The organism is Methanosphaera cuniculi (assembly GCF_003149675.1).
Taxonomy (GTDB): Archaea; Methanobacteriota; Methanobacteria; order Methanobacteriales; family Methanobacteriaceae; genus Methanosphaera; species Methanosphaera cuniculi.
This window is the reverse complement of record NZ_LWMS01000042.1, coordinates 1-25,045: the sequence shown is the minus strand read 5'-3', so window position 1 is coordinate 25,045 and position 25,045 is coordinate 1. Positions and strand designations below refer to the sequence as shown.

Sequence of the window (25,045 nt, the reverse complement as noted above, 5' to 3'; positions counted from 1 at the left end):
AATAAAATTATTTAAGATGTGTTAATGAAAATGACAATAGAACAAATAAAAGAAAAACTAAATTCTGAAGATCATAACTTGAGAATTGAAGCATGTGAAGAACTAATAGAATATCCAGATGATGCAATAGATATATTAATTGAAACATTCCATGATAAAAATCCATTAGTAAGATTTCAAGCAGCAAAATCATTATCTGAAATTGGTGATGATTCAATAAAACCATTAATTAATACACTAAAAGACAATGATGATACAATAACACAAAAATATGTAATACTTGCACTAAAAGATATAGCAAACACAACAGTAGCAGAAGAACTAATTAATGCACTAGATTCAACAGACTTTGCAATACGAAAATTTGCAGCAAAAGCACTAGGTGAAATGGAAGTTGAAGAAGCTACAGATAAAATAATGGAACTACTAACAGATGATGATTGGGGAGTAAGAACATCAGCAACAAAAGCACTAGGAGATATTCGTGCAACAAAAGCAATAGATGCAATTAAAAAAGCAAGACGAGCAGCAACAGGAGATAAAGAATTTAAAAAAGTAGCAAACAAAGCACTTAAAAAAATAGATCCAAAACCAAAAAAAGGCAAAAAAACAACCAAAAAAACAACTAAAAAATCAGAAACTAAGAAAACAACAAAGAAAACAGAAAATAAAACAACTTCTAAAAAATCAACAAAGAAAACAGAAAATAAAACAAAAACTAAAAAAAGTGAAACAAAACCAAAAGCTAAAAAAGAAACAAAACCAAAAGCTAAAAAAACAACCAAGAAATCATCTACAAAAACAACAAGTCCAAAAAAAATAGCAAAAATAGATATTAAAAAAAGAAGAATACTTGGACGTAAAAAAAGATTATCAACACTAAAAAATAGAAGAAAATAAAGAAATCTAACCTCTATTTTTTTTAATCTCCTTATCTTTTTTTATTAAATACTTATTTTTCTATTGTTTCATAAATATCTGTTCGTCTATGTTTTAAAACTGGTATTTGCATACGTACAGAATCTATTTTATCTTTAGTAATATCTGCATATATTATTTCTTCTTTTTTATTAGCTCCTGCTAATATACTGCCCCATGGATCTACTATCATTGAATGTCCCCAAGCTATGTAGTATGGATTTTCAATTTGACTTGGTGATGTTGCAATAACATAAGCTTGTGTATCAATTGCACGTGTTCGTATTAGTGTTTCCCAGTGAAGTGGTCCTGTTGTAAGATTAAATGCAGCAGGAAGTAGTATTATGTCTGATTTATTCTGACTCATTAAACTCCATAGTTCTGGAAATCTTACATCATAACATATAGCAAGTGATATTACTCCAAGATCAGTTTTTATAGTTGTGATATTATTACCAGCTGATAGAGTATCTGATTCTGTGAATTTCATTGTTGGTGTATTAATATCAAACATGTGCATTTTACGATGTTTTGCTATTATTTCACCACTTGGATTTATAAGATATGCTGTATTATATATTTTATCATCTGATAGTTCTGGTATACTTCCTGGTTGAAGATATATCTCTAATTCTGATGCTAGTTGACACATTGTATTTACTGTTATACTTTCATCTTGTTTTTCTGCATTTTGAATAAATTTATCATGTGTATATGGTGTATTAAACATTTCAGGTAGAGTTATAAGTTTTACATCTCTATTTTCTGCTGCTTTTCGTATTAGTTGTGTTGCATGTTGTATGTTTTCATTTTTATTATCAACTACATTCATCTGACATGTTCCTATTTTAAAATCTTGCATTCTACTTTAATTCTCCTTATAATTTAGGTTTAATATTTATTAACAACGAAAATATAAATTAGTTAATATAATATATAATATTTAATAAAATAAGACTTTTTATAATAAAAATTTAGTATAATAAAAAAAAAGGTAGTGATAAAAATGTTTGATGTAGAAATAAATCGGAATACCTGCAAAGGATGTGGAGCATGTACAAAGACATCACAAATATTATATCTTGATGATGAAAACCTAATATGTATGAAGGGTGCTATTATTGAAGATAATATCGTGGAAGGAGTAGTGGATAGTTTATATGAAATTAAAACATCAGCAAGTATATGTCCAACAGACTGTTTTACAGTATTTAATGATGATGGTGATGAAGTACCTATAGAGCGTCATGCAAATATATAAACATTATAGAAGAAAATATTTTTATTAAAAAAAAGTTTTGTTAATTGAAATCAAAAAGAAATATAAAAAAAATATAGAATTTGGAGGCTATTTATAATGATTGACCTATTTCCAGAAGAAGACCTAGCAACATACAAATTATTCATATCATATCCTAAAGATTGTAAAGACTATAACATATTTATCGAACGATTAAACACAGCAACAGAGGCATTTAACTGGAAAGATGTTACAGATATCGAAAACTTTGCTGTTGGAATTGATGATTGTGATGTAGTTGTAGTACTTTCAGGATTATGGGATGATAAACCTGATATGATACGTGAACATATTAAGTATGCTAAAAGCTTTAATAAACCAATTATTGTTGTAAGACCATATGGCTTAGAAGAAGTACCTGAGGAACTTCAAGAGGATGCTACAAAAATTATTGGATGGAATACAGCATGTATTGTTGAAGCAATACTTCAAAGTCTTGATATAGACTTATATGATTGTCCATTATAAGAGTTATTGTAGATAAATCTTTTTTTTATAATTTAACATAACCACCCCTTTTTTTTATTTTTTATTATTCCTTTTTTTTTAGAAGAATGAATCTAATGTTGAAGTTTTCTGTTTTAATAGATCAAGTGGGGGATCCATAGAAATAAATTCCATTTCATATTCTTCAAGTAATTCCATTGCATTATCTGTTATATCAGGTGCAACTATTGCAGCACGTAAATCTTCTTGACTTTCATTAAAACAATCAACATATCCTTTAAGTTGTTTTACAGCATTTGTACCTGCTTTACGACTTTTAAATTCAAGAATCATCAATGTATTATTTTTATCTTTTCCCATAAGATCAATAAATCCATTATCAGTTTGATATTCACGACGTGTTGGTGTGAATCCTTTTTCAAGTAAATCTGGTTTTTCCCATGCTAGATCTACCATGTGTTTTTCATATCCTCGTATTTCAAGATTTTTTGTATCTATACAATTATAGTAGGTTGCTGTGTATACTTCATCAAGATATACTCGTATTTCTTCTTTTGGCTTTGTTTTTTTACTGTTTAATATGAGTTCACCTTTGTCTGTTAGTTCTACGTAGTTTTTACATCCAGGTGCTTGCCAGTTTACAGGATCAAGGTTTAGTTCTTGGTGGATTGTAAATGTTCCATCTTTTTTAATTAGTATTAGTCTATCTCCAGGTTCAAGTTTACTACGTGCTCGTCCTTCATATTCTACGTGGCATTCTGCTAGAATTATTATCATACTTTTTTTGTTAAATCCTTCATTTATTAGTTCGTATGCTTCTTGTATTTCAGGATATTCTATTGTTTTATATTTACTAATAGTTAAACCTCCTAATTTAATTTTTAGTTTATATGATTAGTTTTAAGTGTTTTTAAAAAAAATTTATTAGTATGATTGGTGGTTTAGAATTTTTTTATTCATAAAGTTTTAAAAGTTTGTTTTATTATATATTATTATATTGTATAAAATAATTATAAAATTTTTTTAATTTTAATTAGATCATATTATAATACTAATATTAGCCATAACTAAGAAAAAAAATGGAATTTATTTAATAGAAAAAATTTATTGAGGTGTTGATAATATCTTCAAAAGTTCTTAGATTACTTACAATTATAATAGGAGCACTCATAGCACTTGTAATTACACGTCTTGGTATTTATTTTATCTATGTTTTAATGCTTTTAGGTGTTATTGTAACACTTATTACAAGATATAAGAAAGATGCAATAATATCATCCATAATTTATATTATAATTGGACATCTAATATCATATCCTAATGGAGTATTACTAAACATATATATTCCTGATGTTGAAATACCAATAACAACATCAATTATGACAAACATAACAGATCAACTAATTGGACTTGCAATACCAATACTTATTGCTATAATTGTAGTGGGCGTGACATCTTATATTGTAAGTTTAATACTAAATTACATAAGACCACAATCTAAAAATAATGGTGTGATAAAAACTGTATTTAACAATGATACTCCACAAAAAGAGCATAAATCAGATGAATACACATCTAAAACACCTAATATGAAACAACCAACAGAAAATACATCTGAAAAGACAGATAAAACAAGTCTATTTAAAAAATATAGAAAGAATAATCATAAACGTGAGGTAAATAAGAAGATAAAATCAGATCCAATTTCTATTTATAAAAAATCAAAAGGAGAAAAATAAGTTATGAAAGTAATAATAATAGGTGCAGGAACAGGCGGATTAAGTGTAGCACGAAAACTATCAGAAAATCCAGATGCTGAAATAACAATAATAGAAAAAGGACCATTAGCAAATATAAAAGATTCATATATGTATTATGATCCATGGGATAAAAATGAAATGGAACTCATAAAAACAACAATGGTTGGAGGATCATCTACTGTAATTGCAGGAAATTTTATACCATCACTTGTAGATGAACTTAAAAAATATGATATTGACATAACAAAACAAATTGATGAATTAACAGAAGAACTTAATATTATGCCAATGCCACCATCACATGTGGGAAGTGCTGATAAAATACTAATAAAAGCAGCAGAAAAACTAGGCTTTGATATAAAACCAATGCCAAAAGCTATAGATCCAAGTAAATGTCATCAATGTGGAAAATGTGCATGGGGATGTCCATATAATGCAAAATGGAGTAGTCTTAAAGATCTTGAAATAGCACTTGAAAATGGAGTAAATCTAATTACAGATGAAGAAGTAATAAAAATAAATCGTAAAGCTGATCGTATAACAAGTGTAACAACAAATAAGGCAAATACATATGATGCAGATATTGTTGTTGTTGCAGCAGGTGGAATGGTAACACCAAAACTTCTAAGAATAGCAGGAATAGATGCTGGTGAAACATTTAGTGTTGATCCATTTATAACAATAGGGGGATATTATAAGGGAGCTAATCAAACACATCAAATTGAGATGAATCAATATATTAAACTTCCTAATGCTATAATTTCACCACATACAAGTCAATATGTACTACCTGAGGTACAAAAGAAATATCCTGATGCTACTGTTGATGATATTCTTAGTTTTATGATTAAAATACCTGATAATCTTAATGGTAAAGTATATCTTAATAAAGTTGAAAAATCAATAGATTTTGATGATGTGGCATATATTGCAGAAGCTGCAGCTGTTGTTGGATCAATACTTAAGGAAGCTGGTGTTGATATGTCAACAATGTCATCAACACATACACGTGGTGCTCATCTTATTGCTTCAGCAAGAATTGGTGATGTTGTAGATGAAAATCTTTGTGTATATGGTTTTGAAAATCTTTATGTTGCTGATGGATCTGTTCTTCCAAAAGCTGAGGGTTTACCTCCAATTCTCACAATACTTGCTATTACAAGACGTCTTGGTGAATTTTTATATGATTTAATTTAGTTTAGGATTATATGTAATTTTTTGAATATATATTAAAAATTTCATATAAATCTTTATTCTTATTTTTTACTTTTTTTTAATGGCTTATATTTGAAAATAAGTCCATTTAGTGATTTTCACATATGAAAATATTAAGAACCTTTATATACTATAATATAATAATTTATTATTAGTGATTATTGATCATGATTAATAATTACTATTATTAGAAAAATACTTATTTGTATTATCTAAAAAATCAAAATGTACTTATGTAATACTATTAATAAAAAATGTAGACTATTTAATAAATAAATTTTATTAAAAAAAGTAAAAAAAATTAAAAAAATTACTTTAAATATTTTTTTTACTAGTTTATAATCAAATATCGTAAATGGAGATAAATATCCAAGAATAATTATATTCAAAAACACAAAATAAATAGAAAAAAAAGAAGACATTAGGAAATTAAGATACATGAAAATGTAATATATTTATAAAAAAAGTTTAACAAATTCTAGGTAATTTTCAAAAAAATAAATAATTAATTATAGCTGAAAGTGGGACGTCAACTATGGTTAAAATAGAAATACTAAAAATTAACATAGTATTTTTAAACTATAAAACATTAGAAAATAAAACTAAACTTGTGCTTCTTATAGCTTAATCTATAAAAACTTACTAATAAGGTAAAAAAAAATAATTTATACTCATTAAAAAACTACAACCAAAAAAAAGAAAGAAATATTTTTGAACTATTTCATTAAAAAAGATTAACTATATTATTTTTTTCTATTTTTAAAAAAAATAAAAAAATAGATAATTTATTAAAAAAAATGAATTAGAATAATAAAAATCTTTAACAACTAAATTTTTATATAATCACCCAAAAAAAATCAACTAATAAAAAAATTAAAAAAGGTAAAAAAAAGAATTAGTGTTTTACTTTTTGAAATTTTATTTTTATACAAAAAAAAAAATAAAAACTCTTTTTTTTAACTATGGCATTTTTTTTCTAAGATTAATCCTTAAATGTGGATAAAAAAAAGCTATTTTTTTCAAATAAAAGTATTATTTTAAAAAATAAAGATAAAAAAATTAGAATCTAAATATGATTTTTTGAAGGAGAGCTTATTTCTAATTTAAAAAGTGGGATATTTTTTGAGAGTATTAATTGTTGTAGTGATTAGTGTAATTTAATATAATTTCATGTTTTAATACTCACAATGTTTTTTTTATCCTTCTACTGTTGGATAAATATTTCGTCTTTCTTCAATGTATAAATATATTCTTTCATTGTCAAAGAAGTAACTTTGATCTTCTTCTAGTTCATTTGCTATTTCATAGATAATTTTGCTTTCTATTATTTTATTAATTCTTTCTAGAAATTCATTATAGTCATATTGTTTGTTACGGTTTTCATATTCTCTGTAGAATCCATCTTTATTCCATTCAATTCCGTCCCATGCAAATATATTTTTTTGTTTATGATCTAGTACTATTTTTGAGTATATGTCAAAGTCATCATCTTCGTATATGTCATCTAGTATTCTGCAGCGTATTTCGTGTACTACCATTGTTAATATCCCCTTTTTTATTTAAAGGTTAAGTTTTATTGTGTATCATTTACGATTATTACTTGATATTTATCGTTTTTAGTTTCTGTGTTTGGTTTTATTTCACTAAGATCTTCCCATAGATTGCCATGTACCATGTAGTCATGAATGTGTGTTATGAAGGTGTCAAATTCTTCTCTTTGTTGTTTGTCTGTTGGTGCTAGTTTTGTTATGTCTATGAAATCTTTAATCCAGTTATCTGTGTCATGGAAGTAGTATGTTGTATCATATGTATTTTCTGGATCTGTTTCTACACAACATCGTATGAAATAATTTTCATTATTTTGATCTTTTATAGTGTATTGATTTTTTTGCTTCATTTTTGGTCTTTTTTCTATAAATTTTATATTTTTTTTTTTTATTTGCATTTATATTATTTAATTTTTTTATATTAAATACCTATATTTCTTTTGAAGTTATACTAACTAAATTAACTTTTTATTACATTTCATCATATTTTGTAATAAATTTACATATAGTTTATATATAGACGTTGATAAATTATAGTATTGTATTTAAAATTTTCAGAGTAAATTATTTTATTTAAACAAATATTAAATAAAATCAGAAATTTTTAATAATTTAAACAAATTTTATTTATATTAATAAGAAGGAGATTTCATGAAGTCAGCAATAAAACGTATTATTATGGGTAACTTTAATAATGCAGAAAATAGTACTTCAAATATCTCTAGTATTACTCAAGGTGAAAATATGACATCAAATAATAGAATTTATCAAAATGAGGAAGCTGGGGATTATATCGAAACTACTTATAAAGGTATTAATGTTTGTGTAAGAGAAAATTATCTTTATTATAATCCTCAGAATGATAAGATATATTATTCTAAAGAAGAAGAAGCTGAAGATCTTTATCAGCTTTCTAAGGAAATGACAAAATCTTCTTTACCAAATCTAGATATCTAAAGAAAATTAAGATTTGATTTTTTTTTCATATTTACTTTTACATATTATGAGAAAAAATAGTGCATTTTAGTTTTTTTTTTATAAAACTTTATTTTTTTTTACTTTTTTTAAATAATTACTAATTTTATATATTACATCATTTTACATGTATTCATAGCATAATTTAAATAGGTCATATGCTCTTTTTGTTGAATCATTATCTGTTATGTTTTCTGGTATTTCATATACTAATGTTGGATGTCCACTTATTGCTATTGGTTTTGATACAAGAGTTGCTGATGTACTTTTATATGTTTCGTTTCCTGTTGTTGGATAATAGTTAAAGTCCATATTGCTATTTTTTATTTTATTTGCAAGTGTTGTTGATTTATCATCCATTTGTGGAGTTGCTACATAATATCCTTCACCATAGCTTGGAATATGTGAATGGCTTATAATGACAGGTGCTTCATCTTGCATTTGGGCAATATCTGGAACAACATAGTCTGCTACTAGGTGTTCTCCATTATATCTGCTTTGCTTATAATCTGTTGCATCTTTTAATACAACCACATGATATACTATCATATTTACATGATTTTGTAGAGCAAATTCTTGGGCTGCTTTTATTTCAGGATCTATTGATAGTTTTTCTCGTGGATGAATTCCTGCAATAAGAATTATTGATGTGTTAGAATTGTAGTAGTTATATGTTTGTTTTGTTACATATCCTGTATCTGTTTTTCCAAGTTGAATTTCGCTATGTGCTATGAAAATCATATATATTCCAGTAAATAGTAGTAATGCTATGATTATAAGTATTATAATTTTCTTTTTCTGTTTTTGCATAATTTATTCCTTTTTGTATCCTGAAGATTTTAAATTTTTTTATATTTCACGTTATTTTTTCTTATATATTTTAATTTATGTATTTGTTTTATTTTATGGTTATTTTTTTATAATAAGAAGAATATAACAATTGTTAATAGTGAATTACAAAAACAAATAACAATAAACATAAACAACAACCACACAATAATATTGAAAAAACAAAAAAAGAGGATAATTTCCAAAATGGTACATGAGAAAATAACACAATTATCAAACAACCTACGTGATGCAGGAATAAATGTAAGCATAAGAAGCACAAAAAGAGCATGTGAAGTAGTAGACATACTAATAGAAAATAAAGCAACACAAAACCTAAAAAATGCACTAATGAGTGTATACATAAAAGATCATTATGACACAGAAAAATTCCAGGAAATATATGATGAGCTATTTACAGATGAACCATTAGAACAACTAAAACCAAAACAACAAAAAGGACACCATAAAACATCAAACTTAACACGACAACAAAAATCAACACAAACAGAAGTTGTTAAATCAGAAATTAAAAAACCATTCTCAATGAAAGATTTGCTTGAAGAAAAACTAAGCAGTGCAATGAGAAAACAAAACAATCTAAAAGAAAAAGACATAGAAAACGAGGATATAAGTGAACTTAACAAATTTGACAAAAGAACACTTAATATATGTCGAAAACTTGGAATGAAAATAGCAAACAAAAGAATCAAAAGACAAAAAAAATCACAAAAAAACAAGATAAATATACAAAAAACAATACGAAAAAACCTTAAATATGGTGGAAAACTAGTAGAACTACAAAAAACAGAACCACAAAAAGACAAATCTAAACATATATTCCTTGAAGATATTAGTGGCTCATGTGACTGGATAAGCACATGGTTTTTCTCAATACTATATGGCTGTCAGAAAACATTTAACAAAACAACAGTATATGAATTTGATAACAAAATAATTAACATAACAGATGATCTTAAAACTGAATCCTACTATAAAACATATGAAAACATAATGCGCAAAAGAGCACAACATGGAATGCTACACAATGAATCTAATATGAAAGAATCATTTGATGAATTTCTAAAAACAGCACCATTAAATCATCGAACATATGTTATAATATTATCAGATTGTCGTGACTGGAAAGGAAAAATGCAAGATGGAAGGCTTGAAAGTGCAGAAATACTAAGAAAAATAGTAAATAAATCAAAAGGTGTAATAATACTAAATCCTGAAGATAAAGAAAAATGGACAAGTAAAACAAGCTGTGTAAAAGAATATGAAGATGTGGGTGCAAAGGTATATGAAGTAAAAAACCTAAAAAACATGGCTAAAATAATAGAACAACTATAATAAAAAAAAGAAATAATAATTTTAAACATTTAAGAGTGATCATTAAAATGAAATATATTGTAAGATATGGAGAAATAGGAATAAAAAGCCCAAAAATAAGAAGAAAATTTGAAAATAAATTAATTCAAAACATACAAACAGACTTAAGTTGTGAATTTCAAAATGATCAAGGACGACTAATACTTATAACAGATGAAGAGGATGATAAAGTAAATGAAGTATTACAACATGTCTTTGGAATAGTATCATATAGTAAAATTGTAGAAACTATCACAGATAAAGAAAAAATAGCACAACTAATAGATAAACTTATACCAAAACTCATAGAAAATGGTAAGTTTGATCCAGAAAAACAAACCTTTGCAGTAAAATGCAGACGTGTAGGAAATCATGATTTTACAAGCCAAGAAATGGCAGGATACTGTGGATCAGTAGTAATAAAACTAACAAATGCAAAAGTAAATCTATCAAACCCTGACTTCACATTATATGTAGAAGTACGAGAAAACAAAACATACATCTACTATGAAAAAATACAAGCACTTGGAGGCTTACCTGTAGGATCACAAGGACGTGTAATTTGTCTAATATCATCAGGAATAGATTCACCAGTAGCAGCATATGAAATGCTAAAACGTGGATGTTCAATAACACTTCTTCATTGTAACAACACACCATATACAAAAGATACATTAGATAAAGTAAAACAACAAGCATCAAATCTACAAAAATACTCATTAGGATCAAAAGTAAAACTTTATAGTGTGGAATTTGGAAAATATCTAAAAGCAGTAATTGAAAATGCACCACCAAGAATGACATGTGTACTATGTAAAAGTGGAATGTATCAAATAGCAGAATACCTAGCACACAAACAAAAAGCAAATGCAATAGTAGATGGAAGCAGTATAGGACAAGTAGCATCACAAACATTATCAAATCTTGAAGCAACCAGATATCACTGTCGCATGCCAATATTTAGTCCATTAATAAGTCGTGACAAAATAGAAATAGAAGAGATTGCTAAAAAAATAGGTACATATGATGTATCAATAATACCTGATGGTGGATGTAGTGCTGTTCCAAAACATCCTGAAACACATGCTAATTTACAACTTGTAAATGAAATAGTTGAAAAAATAGATCAAAAAGAGTTATTAAAAGAAGTGGAAGAAACTATTGTGAAAATAGATTTCTAAAAAAAATATGGAATATAAATAGTTAGTAATATAAAAACTAACTAATTTCTACCATTTTTTTCTTATCTGTACTTTTTTCTTTGATTCCATATATTTTTAAGGCTTGAATAACCACCTTTCTCTTTTTTAAATACTTTGAAATTATTAATTAGATCAACAACACGCCAACTTGCATTAATACCATTTCGTACAAGAAGTCGTCCATTTGGTTTTTTCATACGACTAACAGCAAGTGGTATATCTTCTATTGCTGCAATTTCAATTCCTAGTGATTCTGCCAGATGGTTACTTTGGTGTTCATCATGAAATCCTTGTATTTTGACAGCTGGTGTTTCAAGTACTCCTACTTCTATTGTTATTCCCATACCAGCAATGTATATTACTCCACATGATGCATTCATTAAACTTAGCAGGTCTACAAATCCATCTACAACTAGTATGTTATCATCTTTTATAAATTGGCTTACATATTGTGCATTAAATCTGTATGGTATAACAATTATATCACGTGCTAGTTTTCCAACTTGATGCATTATCTTTGGTATATCAGCAGCCTGTGCATCTCCACCAAGAACTAAGACATAAAAGTTATTTGTTCCATAATGTTGGTATATTTCATGTTTATTAATTAGTTGTACTTCATTTACATATGCTGCTTGTGGATATCCTTTAATATTTACTGTATTTGTTATGTTGTATAGTTTTTTAAGTTTCTTTTGTGCATAATGTGTTGGTGTGGTTATAATATCAGCATATGAAATTACTTCAATTGGGTTATAGATATCTTGTTCTATATGTATATTTGGTATTTTAAGTTTTTTTGCTGCTATTATTCCTTTTCGTACATCACCTGAGTTTCCACATGTTAATACAAAGTCTATGTCTCGTTTTTTAAGTTCTCTGTATGTTTTATATGTGTCTTTCATTACAAGTGTTGCAATAAGAGCATTACTTCTTTTTTTGTTTGTATTACGTCGTGATTTCCCTATTTGTATTACTTCATCACTATATAATGAAAGAATATCACTAGCTCCTTCTCCATGAGTTAGTGAAGTTATATTTGCATCATCAAGTCTTTCAATTATTGGAATTAATGTTCTTGCAGGTGCTGTTTCTGCAATTATTGCAATATTCAATTGCATATCCTCCCTTTTTTTTCATTTTTATTATGTTTTTCTTATTTTTATTGTATATATCGTGGTTACTATTGCAATTAGGAAAAATAATAGTATCACTAAATCTGTTGGTCCTGTTTCAATCCATATAATTACATGTGCAAGAAGTACTGCATATAATGCTATGATGAGTGATTTATGTGTTTTTCTAGAAATTAGATACATATATTCTAGTATTACACCTAGTATTAGCATTTGTATTATCATTGCCCATATTCCAAAGTCGAGTATTGCAGGTCCAAATATCATTGATGTTGTAGAATGTGCATATCCTAAAACAGTGGATCCTACAATTACACGTGGATCTGTTGATTTTAAAAACCCTGTAAGGGTATTGTATATGAGAAGTCCATGAGTACTTCCAGGAAGAAGAATTGCCTTATCTAGTACTTGTAGAGTGTATCCTGCTCTATAAAATAGTAATTCTATTGGATTTAATGTCCATGTTTGCCATTCAATTGACTTAACAGCAATATATCCTACAATTAGTAGTAAAAGAAAAATTCCAACAATACTTAGTATCATATGTTTCCATGGAAGATTTCTTGTATAATATAATGTTATAAGTACACTTATTACTATTGCCATTGCTGTTGTTCTATATCCTGTACATACAAATAGTATAAGACCAATTATGAAGAGTATGTAATAGGATTTCTTATGATATTTTGCAAGTAATATGTTAATTGATGGTAGAAATAGCAGATATGAAACTAGCCATATGCGTGTTGCAGCATGTGCTTTAAGATATCCACTAAATAATGGAATTCCACCAAGATATACTAAGTTAACAATTTGAAGTAGTATTCCAAGAAGTACAATGGTTAATATAAATCTTTCTGATGTTAATTTTGATATTCTTTCATTATTTACAATTATCTGACGATTCTTAAATAGGTATTTTATGCTCTTAACACCTATCATATAAAAGATAACACCTAGTATAATAACACCAACTGTTATAAGATTTATACCAGTTAATTCTTTTAAGTGAAATGTGAAACCGACATATGCAAAAATAAGATATAAAAATACAAGTACTACAAGTATTACTGGTGAGAATATGTCAATTTTCTTAAAATCCATAAAAAATCGTCCTTTATAATTAATATTATTATTATTTTTTTTTCTTTATATTCTAGTATTATATACTTATATTTTTTTAAACTGATATAAACATTTTATTTTAATATCTGTTAGTTTAACCTCTTTGGAGGTTCTTATAGAATATTTATTTTTAATAGTTGACTAAAAAAATTTTTTTAAGATAAAAGGTTATAATATGAATAATTTTTATAAATATAATATATAACATAAAATTTTTTAACACAATTTTTGGAAAAGGAAAGTTATGTCAAATAAGGTCATGAAAAACAGTTTTATCTTAGTAATAGGAAATCTACTTTTTAGACTTGGAGGATATATTAACAGACTTTTTATGAGTCGACTTTTAGGACCTGAAGGATATGGACTTTATGGTTTAACACTACCTTTTCAGGGAATTTTTCAAATACTTTCAGCAGGAGGTCTTCCACCTGCAATTGCAAAATATGTTGCTGAATATAATGCTCAGGATAAAAAGGCTATAATTCGTGAAATTATGAATATAGCTACAAAGTATATGATATTAATGGCACTACTTTTAAGCATTATACTTCTTTTTTCATCAGATTTTATTGCAAATAATATATTTAACAAACCTCTTGTTGTATGGCCACTTAGGGCAGTGTGTCTTATAACACCATTTAGTGTAGTTGTAGGAGCAATGAGAGGTGCATATCAAGGTGTATATAAAAATGAATATACTGTGTATAATAGACTTGCTGAACAAGTAGGAACTATAGTATTTGCATGTTTATTTGTAATATGTGGACTTTATGCAATGGGAGCTGTACTTGGAAGTGCTGCAGGATTTATAATATCAGCAATTACAGCAGTATATTTATATAAAAAACATATAAGTCCAATGTTTATTTCTGATGAATCATTAAATCTAACTAAGCATGAGGAATTAAAACTACTTGGTATGCTTATTAAATTTGCAATTCCTGTAACAATAACAGCACTATCTGAAATGGCAATATATGATGTTGGAACACTTATTATAGGAATTTATATGCTATCAACTGATGTTGGATTTTATAATTCAGCAGATCCCATAGCACGTATACCACTTGTAATATCACTATCAATATCAACAGTACTTCTTCCTGCTACAGCTGAAGCATATACTCTTCATAATCAGAAACTACTTGAAGAATATGTATCAGATTGTCTTAGGTATTGTATAATAACAGTACTACCATTATGTATTATTATAAGCATATTTAGCACACCAGTTTTAGGACTTCTTTTTGGTTTTGAATACCTACCTGCATGTGGTGTTCTTAGTATTCTTGTTATTGGAATGTCATTTTATAGTATTTACATGGTATGTAGTAGTATACTTCAAGGTACAGGTAACCCAAAAACACCAATGTATATTCTTATACTTGGAACAATACTAAACATAATACTAAATGCTCTATTTGTACAGTATATGGGAATTAATGGAGCAGCTTTTGCAACAACAATAACTACTGCAATTTTAATGATTATAATTCTTTATATTGTAAAGCTTAAAACAAATGTATCAATGCCATATAAGAATGTTGGATTAATCATATTATGTAATATAATACTTCTCATGGTATGTCTTATAATACCAAAAACAATTCCTGGATTAATTATTGGTTGTATCGTTGGATTTATAATATATTCTCTTGCTCTTATAACACTTCGAGTACTTTCAATGCAAGATATTAAATTTTTTATAGATTATATGAATAAAATACCAAAAATGAATAAGTTTTCAGATAAAATAGTAAAGTTTATTGAAAAACATAACCTATATAGTAAATAATTAAATAATAAATTAAGGAGGATCAGGGATTATGGATGATAGAATAGTAAAACTTGAACGTAAAACAAAAGAAACAGATATTAAAATAGAACTAAACTTAGATGGTAATGGTAATTCCTCAATTGACACTGGTCTTAAATTCTTTGATCATATGCTTGAATCATTTACAAGACATGGATTTTTTGATCTTAAAGTACATGTAGATGGTGATATTGAAGTTGATGATCATCATACAGTTGAAGATACAGGACTTTTACTTGGTGAATGTTTCCGTAAAGCATTAGGTGATAAGGTTGGTATTAATCGTATGGGATATGCAATAGTTCCTATGGATGAATCTCTTGCAACTGTTGCTGTTGATATTAGTGGACGTAATTACACTGTATTTAAAGCTCCATTTAAATTCCAGTATATTGGTGATATTAATTCACAAAATGTAAAGCATTTTATTGAATCATTTGCAAATACATCTCTTATGAATATTAATATTAATGCTGAAGGTGAAAATGATCATCATATTTGTGAGGCAATCTTTAAAAGTTTAGCTCGTGCATTAAATACTGCAACACGAATTACTCATGATCAAATTTTAAGTACTAAAGGAACTTTATAAAATTTTTAGAAGATATTCTTCAACTTTTTTTTTACTCTTTTTTGATTTTTTTTTTAGAATTATATAAAATACTTTTTTTTGATTTTTTTTTATAAGAATTAGTGATTTATCATATAAATAGAATATTTAATCTTAATTTTTAAAGAAAATAGAATAAAAATTAGTTAAAAAAAATGTAAAATATAGTAGTGCCCTGACCGGGATTTGAACCCGGGTAAAGGGATCCGCAGTCCCTCGTGATATCCGCTACACTATCAAGGCATCTGTTTTAAAATTAGATAGTTATTTATGTGTTTTTGTAAAAAAATATTATTTTTTATTACACACTATTATAATATATGTGATAGGTTATATTAAAGATTTTGGTTTTTCTCATAAAATTAATAAAAAAAAGAATAAAAAGAGAAGGGGAAAGTTAGTGTTAGTTGATTATTTTTTATTCAAGATATATTGCAGGTTTATATGGTGTTGCATTTGGTGCTTTGTTTTGTGGATCATATGAATTATCATTATGTACTACTATTTTTGCTCCTATTTCATCTTCAAGATATTCGAGTGCATCGTTGATTACTTGATATTCATCTATTTTTCCTACGTAGTTGATTTTGTTAAATGATTTTCCTGTTTTTGTTGCAAATTTAGATAGTTCTTTTTTATTATCATATAGGTTTGCTTTCATTGATCTTTGAATTATTTCGCCCACATTTGGTTTTCCTACTTCTTCTGCTATGTCATATACTTTGTATTTCCAGTCTTCTGTTGTGTATAAGTGTATAGTTTCAGGGTTTGATTTTGTGATTTTGATGATTTCTTTTACATCTTTTGTTAGATCTTGGATTATTTCCTCACTTTTTTCAACTTTTTCATCAATTAATGATAGGTTTGCTTCTGGCCATTGATTTAGTGACATGAATGTATCATCATCATTGTATTTATCCCATATTTCTTCAGCTGTATATGGTATGAATGGGGAAAGTAATCTTATCCATGTGTTTATGATGTAAATTAGTGTTTGTTTTTCTTCATCTGTTATTTCTGTGATACGTTTTAGGTAGTAGTCTATGTCTTTTCTCATTAAAAAGAGACTTGCTTGTAGTGCTTTTCTTGTCTGGAATCCTTCTAGTGCTTCTGTTGCTTCTACTATTTTACGGTTTATTTGACTTATTATCCATTTGTTGATTGGTTTTTCAACTTTTGGTATGTTATTTTCTTGGGTTAGTTTTATGTCTTCACCTATTAGTTTTTCGATTTTTTCTGGGAATTCCTCGATTGCTTCAAGTCTTCTTTGTATTCCATTTACCTCTGTTGCTCTCCAGTCGAAGTCTTGCCATGGTTCTGCTGATGACATTAAAAAGAGTCTTACTGTGTCAGCTCCATATTTGTCTATTGCTTCACTAAGAAGTATTACATTTCCTTTGGATGATGACATTTTTTGACCTTCAAGTAGTCCCATTCCAAATACTGTTATTCCTTGTGGCCATTTTTCACGTGGGAATATTGCTGCATGGTGGAACATGTGGAATGATAGGTGGTTTCCTACAAGGTCTTTTGCTGATAATCTCCAGTTTAGTGGATACCAGTAGTTGAATTCATCTTGTATTTGTTGTGTGAGTTCTTCTGGTATTTTGTTTTCTGATTTATCGTTTGCTCCTGTTTGATTTAGGAATACTTTGTTGAAGAATGCATCATTAAGATCATCTGCATTGATTTGTTTCATGAATTTTGCTATTGTGTAGTATGCCATGTATATTGTTGAATCTGTTAGTGGTTCTATGAGCCATTTTTCATCCCATGGCATGTGTGTTCCTAGTCCTAGTCTTCTTGAGCATGCCCAGTCTTCAAGCCATCCTAAGTAGTATTCAAAGTTTGATCTTACTTCTTTTGGTACTACATCTAGTTGTTCTAGGCATTCATAGGTTTCTTCTGTCCATTTTTCATCTGAGTATTTTACAAACCATTGATCATGTAGTTCTTTTACTACACATTTTGATCCACAACGACAGATTACTGGTTTTTCTGCAAATTCATATAATGTATCTGCTATGTTTTCATCAATTAGCATTTTACGTACATCATCACGTACATCTGCTACACGTCTTCCTTCAAATTCACCAGTATTCTTGTTCATTATTCCTTTTGCATGTTCTTTTTTGTAGATTTCATTTGTTGCTTCTTTTAAGTTTTCATCATCTTGGCTTGTTACATTAAATTGATCTAGGAAGTCTTTTGCTGGGAATTCTGAATATCCTTTAAGATCTACTAGACTTATCATGTTTATGTTATCTATGTGATCTTGTAGGTTGAATTCTTCAATTGAGGTTGTATCTGCTTTTATGTCTTCTAATGCGATGTAATCTGCTGGTGCGTGTGCTGGTACTGAAAATACTACTCCTGTTGCATAGTCTGGATCTACAAATGATGCTGGGAATATTGGTAGTGTATCATCTGTTATTGGATTTTTCACTGTTTTTCCAATGAATTCTCTTGGGTTAACATCTTCAATTATTTCCATTGATTCTTTTTGGTATATGATATTATCATATGCTTTACGACTTATTATCCATGTTTCATCGTTGTATTTTACTTTAACATATTCAGCTTCTGGATTTAACCATACATTAGTTGCTCCATATAGTGTTTCAGGTCTAAATGTTGCAGCTACTAGATATGAATCTTCATATGGGAATTTAATTAATGTTAAGTCATTGATTGCTACGCCTTCTCCTTCAAGTAGGTCATGATCTCCTACTGGGTTATCATCATCTGGGCAGTATTTTACTGGGTGTGATCCTTTATGTATTAGATTTTTATCTTTTAGTTGTCTTATTTGCCATCTTACAAATTGTTTGTAGTGTGGATCTATTGTTCTAAATTCTCGTCTCCAGTCTATTGAAAATCCCATGTTTGTCATGTCGTTGTGATATTCATTACTGAAGTATTTTACGATGTATTCAGGGTCTGTGAATTTTTTAAGTTCATCTTCTGGAACTTGGTGTATATTTTGGTATATGTCTATTGTCCATGGATCTTTTCTTTCAATTCTTTTTGCTATTCCTACAACTGGTGCTCCTGTTACGTGCCATGCCATTGGAAATAGGACATTGTATCCTTGCATTCTTTTAAATCTTGCATATACATCTGGTACTGTGTATGTTCTTCCGTGTCCTACGTGCATTGCTCCACTTGGGTATGGGAATGCTACGGTTAGATACATTTTTTCGCGTTCATCTGGGTTTGATTCAAATATTTTTGCATCTTGCCATTTTTTCTGCCATTTTTTTTCTAGTTCTGTTACCATTATAATTAAACTCCAAAAATATTTAGATAAAAAAGTTAAGTTTTATATTATATTTTTTTCTAATCTAATTTTTATTAATCTGATTTATATTTATGTTATTTTACATACTTTAATTTTTAGTATTTATAGAAAATATATGATAATAAAAAGAAGTTATTTTTTTTCAGATAGAGATAATATAACTTATAATAATTTAAATAAAAACTGAAAAAAAAGTTGGAAGAAAGGGGAGTAATATAGTTAAAATATAAAATTTTAGAGATCTTAAAGTGCTTGTGATTTTTTAACTATTGGTATTTTTTTTCTTTTATGTTCTGAATTTTTATGTAATTGTATAATCCTTTTAACGTCAGATAATGGTATTTCTAGTAGATCTGCTATGTCTTCTGGATTATTTCCTTCATCAAGATAAAGATATAATATACGATCTATTTTATGATATGTAAGTCCTAGTTCTTTTTCATCTGTTTGATCTGGCCATAGTCCTGCTGTTGGTACTTTATTAATTATTGTTTCAGGAACTCCTAGTGTTATTGCTACTTTTTTTACATCTTCTTTAAATAAATCTCCTATTGGAAGAAGATCAGATCCTCCATCACCAAATTTTGTGAAGTATCCTATTTCAAGTTCTGTTCGATTTCCAGTTCCTAATACTAGGTAGTTATGTTTTGATGCAAAGTAGTATAGTATTGCCATTCGTATTCTTGGCTTGAGATTTGCTACTGAAATATCATCATTTTCACATGTTGCATTATCATCTGATGCATCACATGTTTTTAGTATTATATCATGTATTTCATCAATTCCTATGTATGGTGATCTGATATCTAGTTCATCTTTTAGTAATTTTGCATCAAATAAATCTTCATCTGATGTGGTTTTTGATGGAAGTCTGTATGCTATTACATTTTCAGCACCTAATGCTCGTACTGCAAGACATGCTACTACTGCTGAATCTATTCCTCCACTTAGTCCTAGTACTACTCCTTCTGTTTTTGATTCACTTACTTTCTTTTGTATCATACTGCATGCTCGTTCGATGAATTCTCGTTCATCAAAGTTTGGTAATTGTATCATTATCATACCCTCTTTTTTGGTTGAATTTGATTTTACAAAGTATTTTTTTGAATACTTTTTTCTGCTAATAAGTTATATTATAAGTTTTTTATGTACTAAGATATATTTATAAAAACAATATATAATTATTGATATTATATATAATATAAGAAAAATAAACACTATAATTTAATATTAATAACATTTTTTTTTATAACATTCATTTTTCTATTTAATAGGAGAAAGCAATACAATGGCATTTAAAGATTTAGTAACATTTAATAAAAAGAAATCCACTTTCATATTTATTGGAGGAAAAGGTGGAGTAGGAAAAACAACAGTATCAGCAGCAACAGCACTATGGTGTGCACGAATGGGTAAAAAAACATTAGTAATATCAACAGATCCTGCACATTCACTGGGAGATTCATTTGAACGTACAATAAAACATATTCCAACACCAATAACAACAAATCTTGAAGCAATAGAAATTGATCCTGACCGGGCAATGGAAGAATATCAGTCAAAAATGCAAATGCAACAAAAATATAATGATGCATTAGGACTTGTGTCTGATCAAATGGATATGATGAGTTCATCACCTGGTATTGATGAGGTAGCATCATTTGATAAATTCATGCAATATATGAATAGTGATGAATATGATGTAATAGTATTTGATACAGCACCAACAGGACACACATTACGACTACTTTCCTTCCCTGAAATGATGGATTCCTGGATGGGAAAACTAATTAAAACCAAAAAAACACTAGGAAAAGCAGCACAGAAACTTAAAAATATAATACCATTTATGGGATCAGATGAAGCTGAAGAAGAACAAAGTATGGAAGAACTTGAAGAAGCTAAAAAACAAATACTTGCAGCACGAGAAGTACTTACAGATCCAACACGTACAACATTTAAAACAGTACTTATACCTGAGGAAATGTCAATTATTGAATCATCACGTGCAATGGATGCATTACATAAGGCAAATATTTCAACTGATGGTGTAATTGTAAATAAAATACAACCTGATAATGACCACTGTGACTTTTGTCGTGCTAGATTTGAAACACAACAAAAACGTCTTGATACAATAAAAGCAACATTTGAAGGACAAATCATAGCAGAAGTACCACTACAAGCACATGAAGTACGTGGAATAAACCAATTATATGATATCTGTGATATATTATATGGTTCAGATCCAACAAATGGACCTATAGCATTATAACCACCAAATTTCACCTTCATTTACTCTTTTTTTAGATTTACTAATATGAGACAAAAATGCATGGAAAATCATAATACATACAATCTAATTTTTTTTTATCATTTATAACTCTACTATTGTTTTTATACTATCTTATCTAAATGTAATAACTAACTAAATAATATTAACCAAAGTAGTGGAGGATTAAGAAAGTTATGACAAAAATAGGAATACTAGAAGTTGAAGGAATACTAACATTATATGAAAACTTCGGACATCTACCAACAGACATAGTACGATCAGATGGAACAATAGAAAATGGAAAAAAAGCATCAGAAGAACTAGATGGGCTAATAATACCAGGTGGAACACTTCTTGAATCTGAAACCATGACCCAGGAAGTTGCTGATGAAATAAACAAGATAAATGATAATGATGGCTTTATTTTTGGAATGTGTGCAGGTTTTCAAATATTAGCAAAACATACAAATGTAGGACGAAACTCACCAGTTCCAATAATACGTGAAGGACTAGGACTACTTGATGTAACATTTGAACCAAAAATAAATACAAACCAAGTAGAAGCTGAGGTTGTAGATGACACCACACTTTTTACAAAAGGACTAAAAGGAACAACACTACGAGGTTTTCACTGCCATACATATGGTGAAATACAATCAAATGATAAAAACGTAATATGCTCAGAAATTAAAAGATCAAACTATAAATACAAACCAGAACGGGTATTATCAGGTGTAGCAAATAAAAAAGGAAATATACTTGGAACAACACTACATTCAATGTTAGATAACAACCCTCAGGTAGTAGAAAACATTCTTAAATACATTGATGCAACAGATGAATATGAAGATATTAAAAGACGAAATAAAATACTACATGATAAAGTCTTTAAAGAAATAGCAGTAAATACAGGAAAAATAGCACCATTAAAACCAACACATCCAGTAGATCCACCAATGATCATGCTCATGGCAACTGGATCTGAATCTGGTAAAACATTCTTATCTAGTGGAATTGTTGGAGCACTACGTGAGCGTGGAATACATACTTATGTAATAAAAGTAGGACCTGATATACGAGATTTATCACCATCATTATATGTAAATAAAGAAAAACTTGAAGATTATGCATCAATACAAATAAGTACCATTGGATGGATGCCAATAGAAGAAATAATACAAAAAGTTAAAAATAAAGGATATGATCTTATATTAATTGAAGGTGTAATGAGTGCACTTACAGGACTTCTTAATGAAAAAACACCATATTCAGCAGCAGAAATAGCACATGCAGCAGATATACCTGTTGTTATGGTTTCAAGTGTAAGTAAAGGTGGAATAGAAACAGCAGCAGTAGATATAGAAGCACATATACAACTATTAAATAAGATGGATATAAAAACAAGGGGAATAATTCTTAACCGTACATATGATCCAAAAATAGTAGAACAAGCAAAAGAATTTTTATCAAATAAAACAGGAATAGATCAAGATTATATATGGAGTATAAGCAAAGCAAAAGTAGAAAATAAAGGACAACTTCCAGAGGATTACTTACAACTTGAAAAATTCACAAAAGCAGCAATAGATGTTGTAAATAAAGATCTTGATGTTGATAAATTTTATAATCTAGCACAAAGACCTAAATTCCGAGGATATCTAACATATGATGAAATATGTGATATTTATAAAAGCTAGATAAAAAAAATAGTATAATAAATTTATTAAGAATAAATAGTTTAACTTACTTAACTATTAATTCTTCCTTTTTTTTGGATTCACCATTTTTTCATGATTTTACACTTACTTTTTTTTTATTAACTTATTTTTCAGTGTAAAATATTAATTAAAAAGTATATATTTGAAAATTTAGTTATTTTATAAAAAAATAATAGTATAAAAAAAAGTGGTGGTGAATTATTTTTTTTTGGGATTTAAAAGAAAAAAAAGAATATCCCATTATTTTTTTTTAATTCCTTTGTAATTTTTTTATTTAGATATCTTTTATGTTGTTTATTTTTCTTTTTAAAGTATCTTGTTTTATAATCATACTTAGTATATTAGATAAGTTAAGTTTTTTATCATATACAAATAAGTCTTTTTCATCTAATGTTGTAAATATAGTTTTTAGATCTGATATTGGAATTTCTATTTTTTCATCATCAAGTGTAATCCATGTAGTTTCATATTTAAAGTCGTTTGACTCATTTTTATATAGATTTACTTCTACAGGACATGCTTTTACTATTATTTTGTCTACTTGTTCTATTGGTTTTGTTATTTTTTCTTGTTTTATTGTTGATATTTCTATTTTATGTTCTGATGGTATGATTTTTAGAAATTGGTTGTTTCCAATTTTTCTTATTAGTGATTCATCTACTTTAACACTTGTTATTAATTCATTACTCATTTTATATGATCCTCCAATATTCTAATGGTAAAAAAAGGATAAATACTTTAAAGTTCTTTTTTTAGATAGTCTGTTTTTTTCTCTCTTTTGTTTGAATTGTTGTATAAATTGATGTTTTTGATAAATTAATTCTTTTTCTTTTATTTATTATAAAAAAAATGTAAATTACAAAAAAAAATTTAATTATTATATATTTATCTGAATTTTATAATTAATATGTTTTTTCATAAAATTTTAATGGTTGTTAAAAAAAACTTAATTTATATTAATTTATTTAAAGTTTCTATAATTTCACATAAAAAAAAATATATTAATCTAAATTTTTATTCCCTAAATTTTAGTACTACAACATCCCCATTTTTAAGATTCATTGTTTTACGTAAATTATCCTCACATACAAATTCAAGAGTATCTGTTGTATAAACACTACGTACAGGAAAAAGTATAGCACCTTTCTTGGTTTTTGTATTATCCTTAGTTGAAAGTGATGCAAATAAGAAAAATACATCTCCATATTTTCCTTCTCCACTAATTTTTTGTAGTTTATTTGCATATTCATCTTCAACATCAACTTCTATATCATTTTGAAGTTTTATATTAAGTGTTCCAGGATATGGTGTGAATCCAAGCTTATGTTCATACTGCTTTTTATAAACTGGTAATTCTATAAATTCAGATGCTTTTTGCATACCAGATGATACAACCCCTTCAAGATATATCATAGATCATCAAATCCTCCCAATAAATTTTTTTCTTCTATTATTATATAAAATTTAATTAATCTTAAATAATATATATTATAATTAT

Annotated in this window: 23 protein-coding genes and 1 tRNA gene; 12 read left to right on the top strand and 12 right to left on the bottom strand. The window is 27.5% G+C overall.

Annotated elements, in window-relative coordinates; genetic code table 11:
- Positions 1 to 30: 30 nt before the first annotated feature.
- Positions 31 to 900: a HEAT repeat domain-containing protein gene (locus tag MSCUN_RS05700; protein WP_095608691.1), complete on the top strand. Its 870-nt coding sequence runs from the start codon at positions 31 to 33 to the stop codon at positions 898 to 900.
- A 52-nt stretch (positions 901 to 952) separates the two neighbouring features.
- Here the strand turns inward: MSCUN_RS05700 and MSCUN_RS05695 are convergent, their stop codons facing one another.
- Entirely contained in the window at positions 953 to 1,780 is an 828-nt protein-coding gene (locus MSCUN_RS05695) for a carbon-nitrogen hydrolase family protein (protein ID WP_095608690.1), read from the bottom strand.
- 144 nt (positions 1,781 to 1,924) lie between these two features.
- On the opposite strand from MSCUN_RS05695, the gene MSCUN_RS05690 reads away from it, so the two are divergent.
- A complete protein-coding gene (locus MSCUN_RS05690) occupies positions 1,925 to 2,179 on the top strand; it encodes a ferredoxin (RefSeq protein WP_095608689.1) in 255 nt (84 codons plus the stop codon).
- 96 nt (positions 2,180 to 2,275) lie between these two features.
- On the top strand, positions 2,276 to 2,686 hold the full coding sequence (locus MSCUN_RS05685) for a hypothetical protein (RefSeq protein ID WP_095608688.1): 411 nt from the start codon (positions 2,276 to 2,278) through the stop codon (positions 2,684 to 2,686).
- A 78-nt stretch (positions 2,687 to 2,764) separates the two neighbouring features.
- On the opposite strand, the gene nucS is transcribed toward MSCUN_RS05685, so the two are convergent.
- Positions 2,765 to 3,505, bottom strand: coding sequence for an endonuclease NucS (nucS, locus tag MSCUN_RS05680; RefSeq protein WP_095608687.1), 741 nt, complete (start codon positions 3,503 to 3,505; stop codon positions 2,765 to 2,767).
- A gap of 272 nt (positions 3,506 to 3,777) precedes the next feature.
- Between nucS and MSCUN_RS05675 the strand changes: the two genes are divergently transcribed.
- Complete coding sequence (locus tag MSCUN_RS05675) at positions 3,778 to 4,404, top strand: hypothetical protein (protein ID WP_146192117.1); 627 nt, start codon at positions 3,778 to 3,780, stop codon at positions 4,402 to 4,404.
- A 3-nt stretch (positions 4,405 to 4,407) separates the two neighbouring features.
- Positions 4,408 to 5,622: a GMC family oxidoreductase N-terminal domain-containing protein gene (locus MSCUN_RS05670; protein ID WP_095608685.1), complete on the top strand. Its 1,215-nt coding sequence runs from the start codon at positions 4,408 to 4,410 to the stop codon at positions 5,620 to 5,622.
- Positions 5,623 to 6,836: 1,214 nt separating this feature from the next.
- Here the strand turns inward: MSCUN_RS05670 and MSCUN_RS05665 are convergent.
- Both MSCUN_RS05665 and MSCUN_RS05660 read right to left on the bottom strand, forming a co-directional pair.
- Positions 6,837 to 7,178 carry a hypothetical protein gene (locus MSCUN_RS05665; protein ID WP_095608684.1) on the bottom strand — a complete coding sequence of 114 codons (342 nt, stop codon included), beginning with the start codon at positions 7,176 to 7,178 and terminating at the stop codon, positions 6,837 to 6,839.
- Positions 7,179 to 7,213: 35 nt separating this feature from the next.
- Positions 7,214 to 7,537, bottom strand: coding sequence for a hypothetical protein (locus tag MSCUN_RS05660; RefSeq protein ID WP_143744863.1), 324 nt, complete (start codon positions 7,535 to 7,537; stop codon positions 7,214 to 7,216).
- Between the two features lie 301 nt (positions 7,538 to 7,838).
- On the opposite strand from MSCUN_RS05660, the gene MSCUN_RS05655 reads away from it, so the two are divergent.
- Entirely contained in the window at positions 7,839 to 8,144 is a 306-nt protein-coding gene (locus tag MSCUN_RS05655) for a hypothetical protein (RefSeq protein WP_095608682.1), read from the top strand.
- Positions 8,145 to 8,285: 141 nt separating this feature from the next.
- Here MSCUN_RS05655 and MSCUN_RS05650 read toward each other — a convergent pair whose 3' ends face one another.
- A complete protein-coding gene (locus tag MSCUN_RS05650) occupies positions 8,286 to 8,972 on the bottom strand; it encodes a hypothetical protein (protein ID WP_095608681.1) in 687 nt (228 codons plus the stop codon).
- A 225-nt stretch (positions 8,973 to 9,197) separates the two neighbouring features.
- On the opposite strand from MSCUN_RS05650, the gene MSCUN_RS05645 reads away from it, so the two are divergent.
- Together MSCUN_RS05645 and thiI are read left to right on the top strand one after the other, a co-directional pair.
- Entirely contained in the window at positions 9,198 to 10,346 is a 1,149-nt protein-coding gene (locus tag MSCUN_RS05645) for a VWA domain-containing protein (RefSeq protein WP_095608680.1), read from the top strand.
- A 47-nt stretch (positions 10,347 to 10,393) separates the two neighbouring features.
- Entirely contained in the window at positions 10,394 to 11,545 is a 1,152-nt protein-coding gene (gene thiI, locus MSCUN_RS05640; protein WP_095608679.1) for a tRNA uracil 4-sulfurtransferase ThiI, read from the top strand.
- A gap of 62 nt (positions 11,546 to 11,607) precedes the next feature.
- Here thiI and MSCUN_RS05635 read toward each other — a convergent pair whose 3' ends face one another.
- Together MSCUN_RS05635 and MSCUN_RS05630 are read right to left on the bottom strand one after the other, a co-directional pair.
- Positions 11,608 to 12,687, bottom strand: coding sequence for a glycosyltransferase family protein (locus MSCUN_RS05635; protein WP_245837644.1), 1,080 nt, complete (start codon positions 12,685 to 12,687; stop codon positions 11,608 to 11,610).
- A 24-nt stretch (positions 12,688 to 12,711) separates the two neighbouring features.
- The gene (locus MSCUN_RS05630) at positions 12,712 to 13,806 is read right to left on the bottom strand and encodes an oligosaccharide repeat unit polymerase family protein (protein ID WP_095608677.1); all 1,095 of its coding nucleotides are present in this window, start codon (positions 13,804 to 13,806) and stop codon (positions 12,712 to 12,714) included.
- A gap of 265 nt (positions 13,807 to 14,071) precedes the next feature.
- Between MSCUN_RS05630 and MSCUN_RS05625 the strand changes: the two genes are divergently transcribed.
- Together MSCUN_RS05625 and hisB are read left to right on the top strand one after the other, a co-directional pair.
- Entirely contained in the window at positions 14,072 to 15,622 is a 1,551-nt protein-coding gene (locus tag MSCUN_RS05625) for a flippase (protein WP_095608676.1), read from the top strand.
- Positions 15,623 to 15,653: 31 nt separating this feature from the next.
- Positions 15,654 to 16,235 carry an imidazoleglycerol-phosphate dehydratase HisB gene (gene hisB / locus MSCUN_RS05620; protein WP_095608675.1) on the top strand — a complete coding sequence of 194 codons (582 nt, stop codon included), beginning with the start codon at positions 15,654 to 15,656 and terminating at the stop codon, positions 16,233 to 16,235.
- Between the two features lie 189 nt (positions 16,236 to 16,424).
- Here the strand turns inward: hisB and MSCUN_RS05615 are convergent.
- The 3 genes from MSCUN_RS05615 to MSCUN_RS05605 form a co-directional block, all read right to left on the bottom strand.
- Positions 16,425 to 16,496, bottom strand: a tRNA-Arg gene (locus MSCUN_RS05615).
- A gap of 175 nt (positions 16,497 to 16,671) precedes the next feature.
- Positions 16,672 to 19,533, bottom strand: coding sequence for a leucine--tRNA ligase (gene leuS, locus MSCUN_RS05610; RefSeq protein WP_095608674.1), 2,862 nt, complete (start codon positions 19,531 to 19,533; stop codon positions 16,672 to 16,674).
- A gap of 264 nt (positions 19,534 to 19,797) precedes the next feature.
- Positions 19,798 to 20,610 (bottom strand): NAD+ synthase, encoded by an 813-nt coding sequence (locus MSCUN_RS05605; protein ID WP_095608673.1) that lies wholly within the window; start codon positions 20,608 to 20,610, stop codon positions 19,798 to 19,800.
- A gap of 232 nt (positions 20,611 to 20,842) precedes the next feature.
- Between MSCUN_RS05605 and MSCUN_RS05600 the strand changes: the two genes are divergently transcribed.
- Complete coding sequence (locus MSCUN_RS05600) at positions 20,843 to 21,829, top strand: ArsA family ATPase (RefSeq protein ID WP_095608672.1); 987 nt, start codon at positions 20,843 to 20,845, stop codon at positions 21,827 to 21,829.
- A 194-nt stretch (positions 21,830 to 22,023) separates the two neighbouring features.
- Entirely contained in the window at positions 22,024 to 23,526 is a 1,503-nt protein-coding gene (locus tag MSCUN_RS05595) for an AAA family ATPase (protein ID WP_095608671.1), read from the top strand.
- A 295-nt stretch (positions 23,527 to 23,821) separates the two neighbouring features.
- Here MSCUN_RS05595 and MSCUN_RS08345 read toward each other — a convergent pair whose 3' ends face one another.
- The gene (locus MSCUN_RS08345) at positions 23,822 to 24,238 is read right to left on the bottom strand and encodes a hypothetical protein (RefSeq protein ID WP_095608670.1); all 417 of its coding nucleotides are present in this window, start codon (positions 24,236 to 24,238) and stop codon (positions 23,822 to 23,824) included.
- Positions 24,239 to 24,561: 323 nt separating this feature from the next.
- A complete protein-coding gene (locus MSCUN_RS05590) occupies positions 24,562 to 24,960 on the bottom strand; it encodes a DUF120 domain-containing protein (protein WP_095608669.1) in 399 nt (132 codons plus the stop codon).
- Positions 24,961 to 25,045: the final 85 nt, after the last annotated feature.

What these genes read in the sequence shown, in the direction of transcription:
- MSCUN_RS05700 (WP_095608691.1), top strand. Translation starts at nt 31, where the DNA reads ATGACAATAGAACAAATAAAAGAAAAACTAAATTCTGAAGATCATAAC.
- MSCUN_RS05695 (WP_095608690.1), bottom strand. Translation starts at nt 1,780, where the DNA reads ATGCAAGATTTTAAAATAGGAACATGTCAGATGAATGTAGTTGATAAT.
- MSCUN_RS05690 (WP_095608689.1), top strand. Translation starts at nt 1,925, where the DNA reads ATGTTTGATGTAGAAATAAATCGGAATACCTGCAAAGGATGTGGAGCA.
- MSCUN_RS05685 (WP_095608688.1), top strand. Translation starts at nt 2,276, where the DNA reads ATGATTGACCTATTTCCAGAAGAAGACCTAGCAACATACAAATTATTC.
- MSCUN_RS05670 (WP_095608685.1), top strand. Translation starts at nt 4,408, where the DNA reads ATGAAAGTAATAATAATAGGTGCAGGAACAGGCGGATTAAGTGTAGCA.
- MSCUN_RS05665 (WP_095608684.1), bottom strand. Translation starts at nt 7,178, where the DNA reads ATGGTAGTACACGAAATACGCTGCAGAATACTAGATGACATATACGAA.
- MSCUN_RS05660 (WP_143744863.1), bottom strand. Translation starts at nt 7,537, where the DNA reads ATGAAGCAAAAAAATCAATACACTATAAAAGATCAAAATAATGAAAAT.
- MSCUN_RS05655 (WP_095608682.1), top strand. Translation starts at nt 7,839, where the DNA reads ATGAAGTCAGCAATAAAACGTATTATTATGGGTAACTTTAATAATGCA.
- MSCUN_RS05650 (WP_095608681.1), bottom strand. Translation starts at nt 8,972, where the DNA reads ATGCAAAAACAGAAAAAGAAAATTATAATACTTATAATCATAGCATTA.
- MSCUN_RS05645 (WP_095608680.1), top strand. Translation starts at nt 9,198, where the DNA reads ATGGTACATGAGAAAATAACACAATTATCAAACAACCTACGTGATGCA.
- thiI (WP_095608679.1), top strand. Translation starts at nt 10,394, where the DNA reads ATGAAATATATTGTAAGATATGGAGAAATAGGAATAAAAAGCCCAAAA.
- MSCUN_RS05635 (WP_245837644.1), bottom strand. Translation starts at nt 12,687, where the DNA reads ATGCAATTGAATATTGCAATAATTGCAGAAACAGCACCTGCAAGAACA.
- MSCUN_RS05630 (WP_095608677.1), bottom strand. Translation starts at nt 13,806, where the DNA reads ATGGATTTTAAGAAAATTGACATATTCTCACCAGTAATACTTGTAGTA.
- MSCUN_RS05625 (WP_095608676.1), top strand. Translation starts at nt 14,072, where the DNA reads ATGTCAAATAAGGTCATGAAAAACAGTTTTATCTTAGTAATAGGAAAT.
- hisB (WP_095608675.1), top strand. Translation starts at nt 15,654, where the DNA reads ATGGATGATAGAATAGTAAAACTTGAACGTAAAACAAAAGAAACAGAT.
- leuS (WP_095608674.1), bottom strand. Translation starts at nt 19,533, where the DNA reads ATGGTAACAGAACTAGAAAAAAAATGGCAGAAAAAATGGCAAGATGCA.
- MSCUN_RS05605 (WP_095608673.1), bottom strand. Translation starts at nt 20,610, where the DNA reads ATGATACAATTACCAAACTTTGATGAACGAGAATTCATCGAACGAGCA.
- MSCUN_RS05600 (WP_095608672.1), top strand. Translation starts at nt 20,843, where the DNA reads ATGGCATTTAAAGATTTAGTAACATTTAATAAAAAGAAATCCACTTTC.
- MSCUN_RS05595 (WP_095608671.1), top strand. Translation starts at nt 22,024, where the DNA reads ATGACAAAAATAGGAATACTAGAAGTTGAAGGAATACTAACATTATAT.
- MSCUN_RS08345 (WP_095608670.1), bottom strand. Translation starts at nt 24,238, where the DNA reads ATGAGTAATGAATTAATAACAAGTGTTAAAGTAGATGAATCACTAATA.
- MSCUN_RS05590 (WP_095608669.1), bottom strand. Translation starts at nt 24,960, where the DNA reads ATGATATATCTTGAAGGGGTTGTATCATCTGGTATGCAAAAAGCATCT.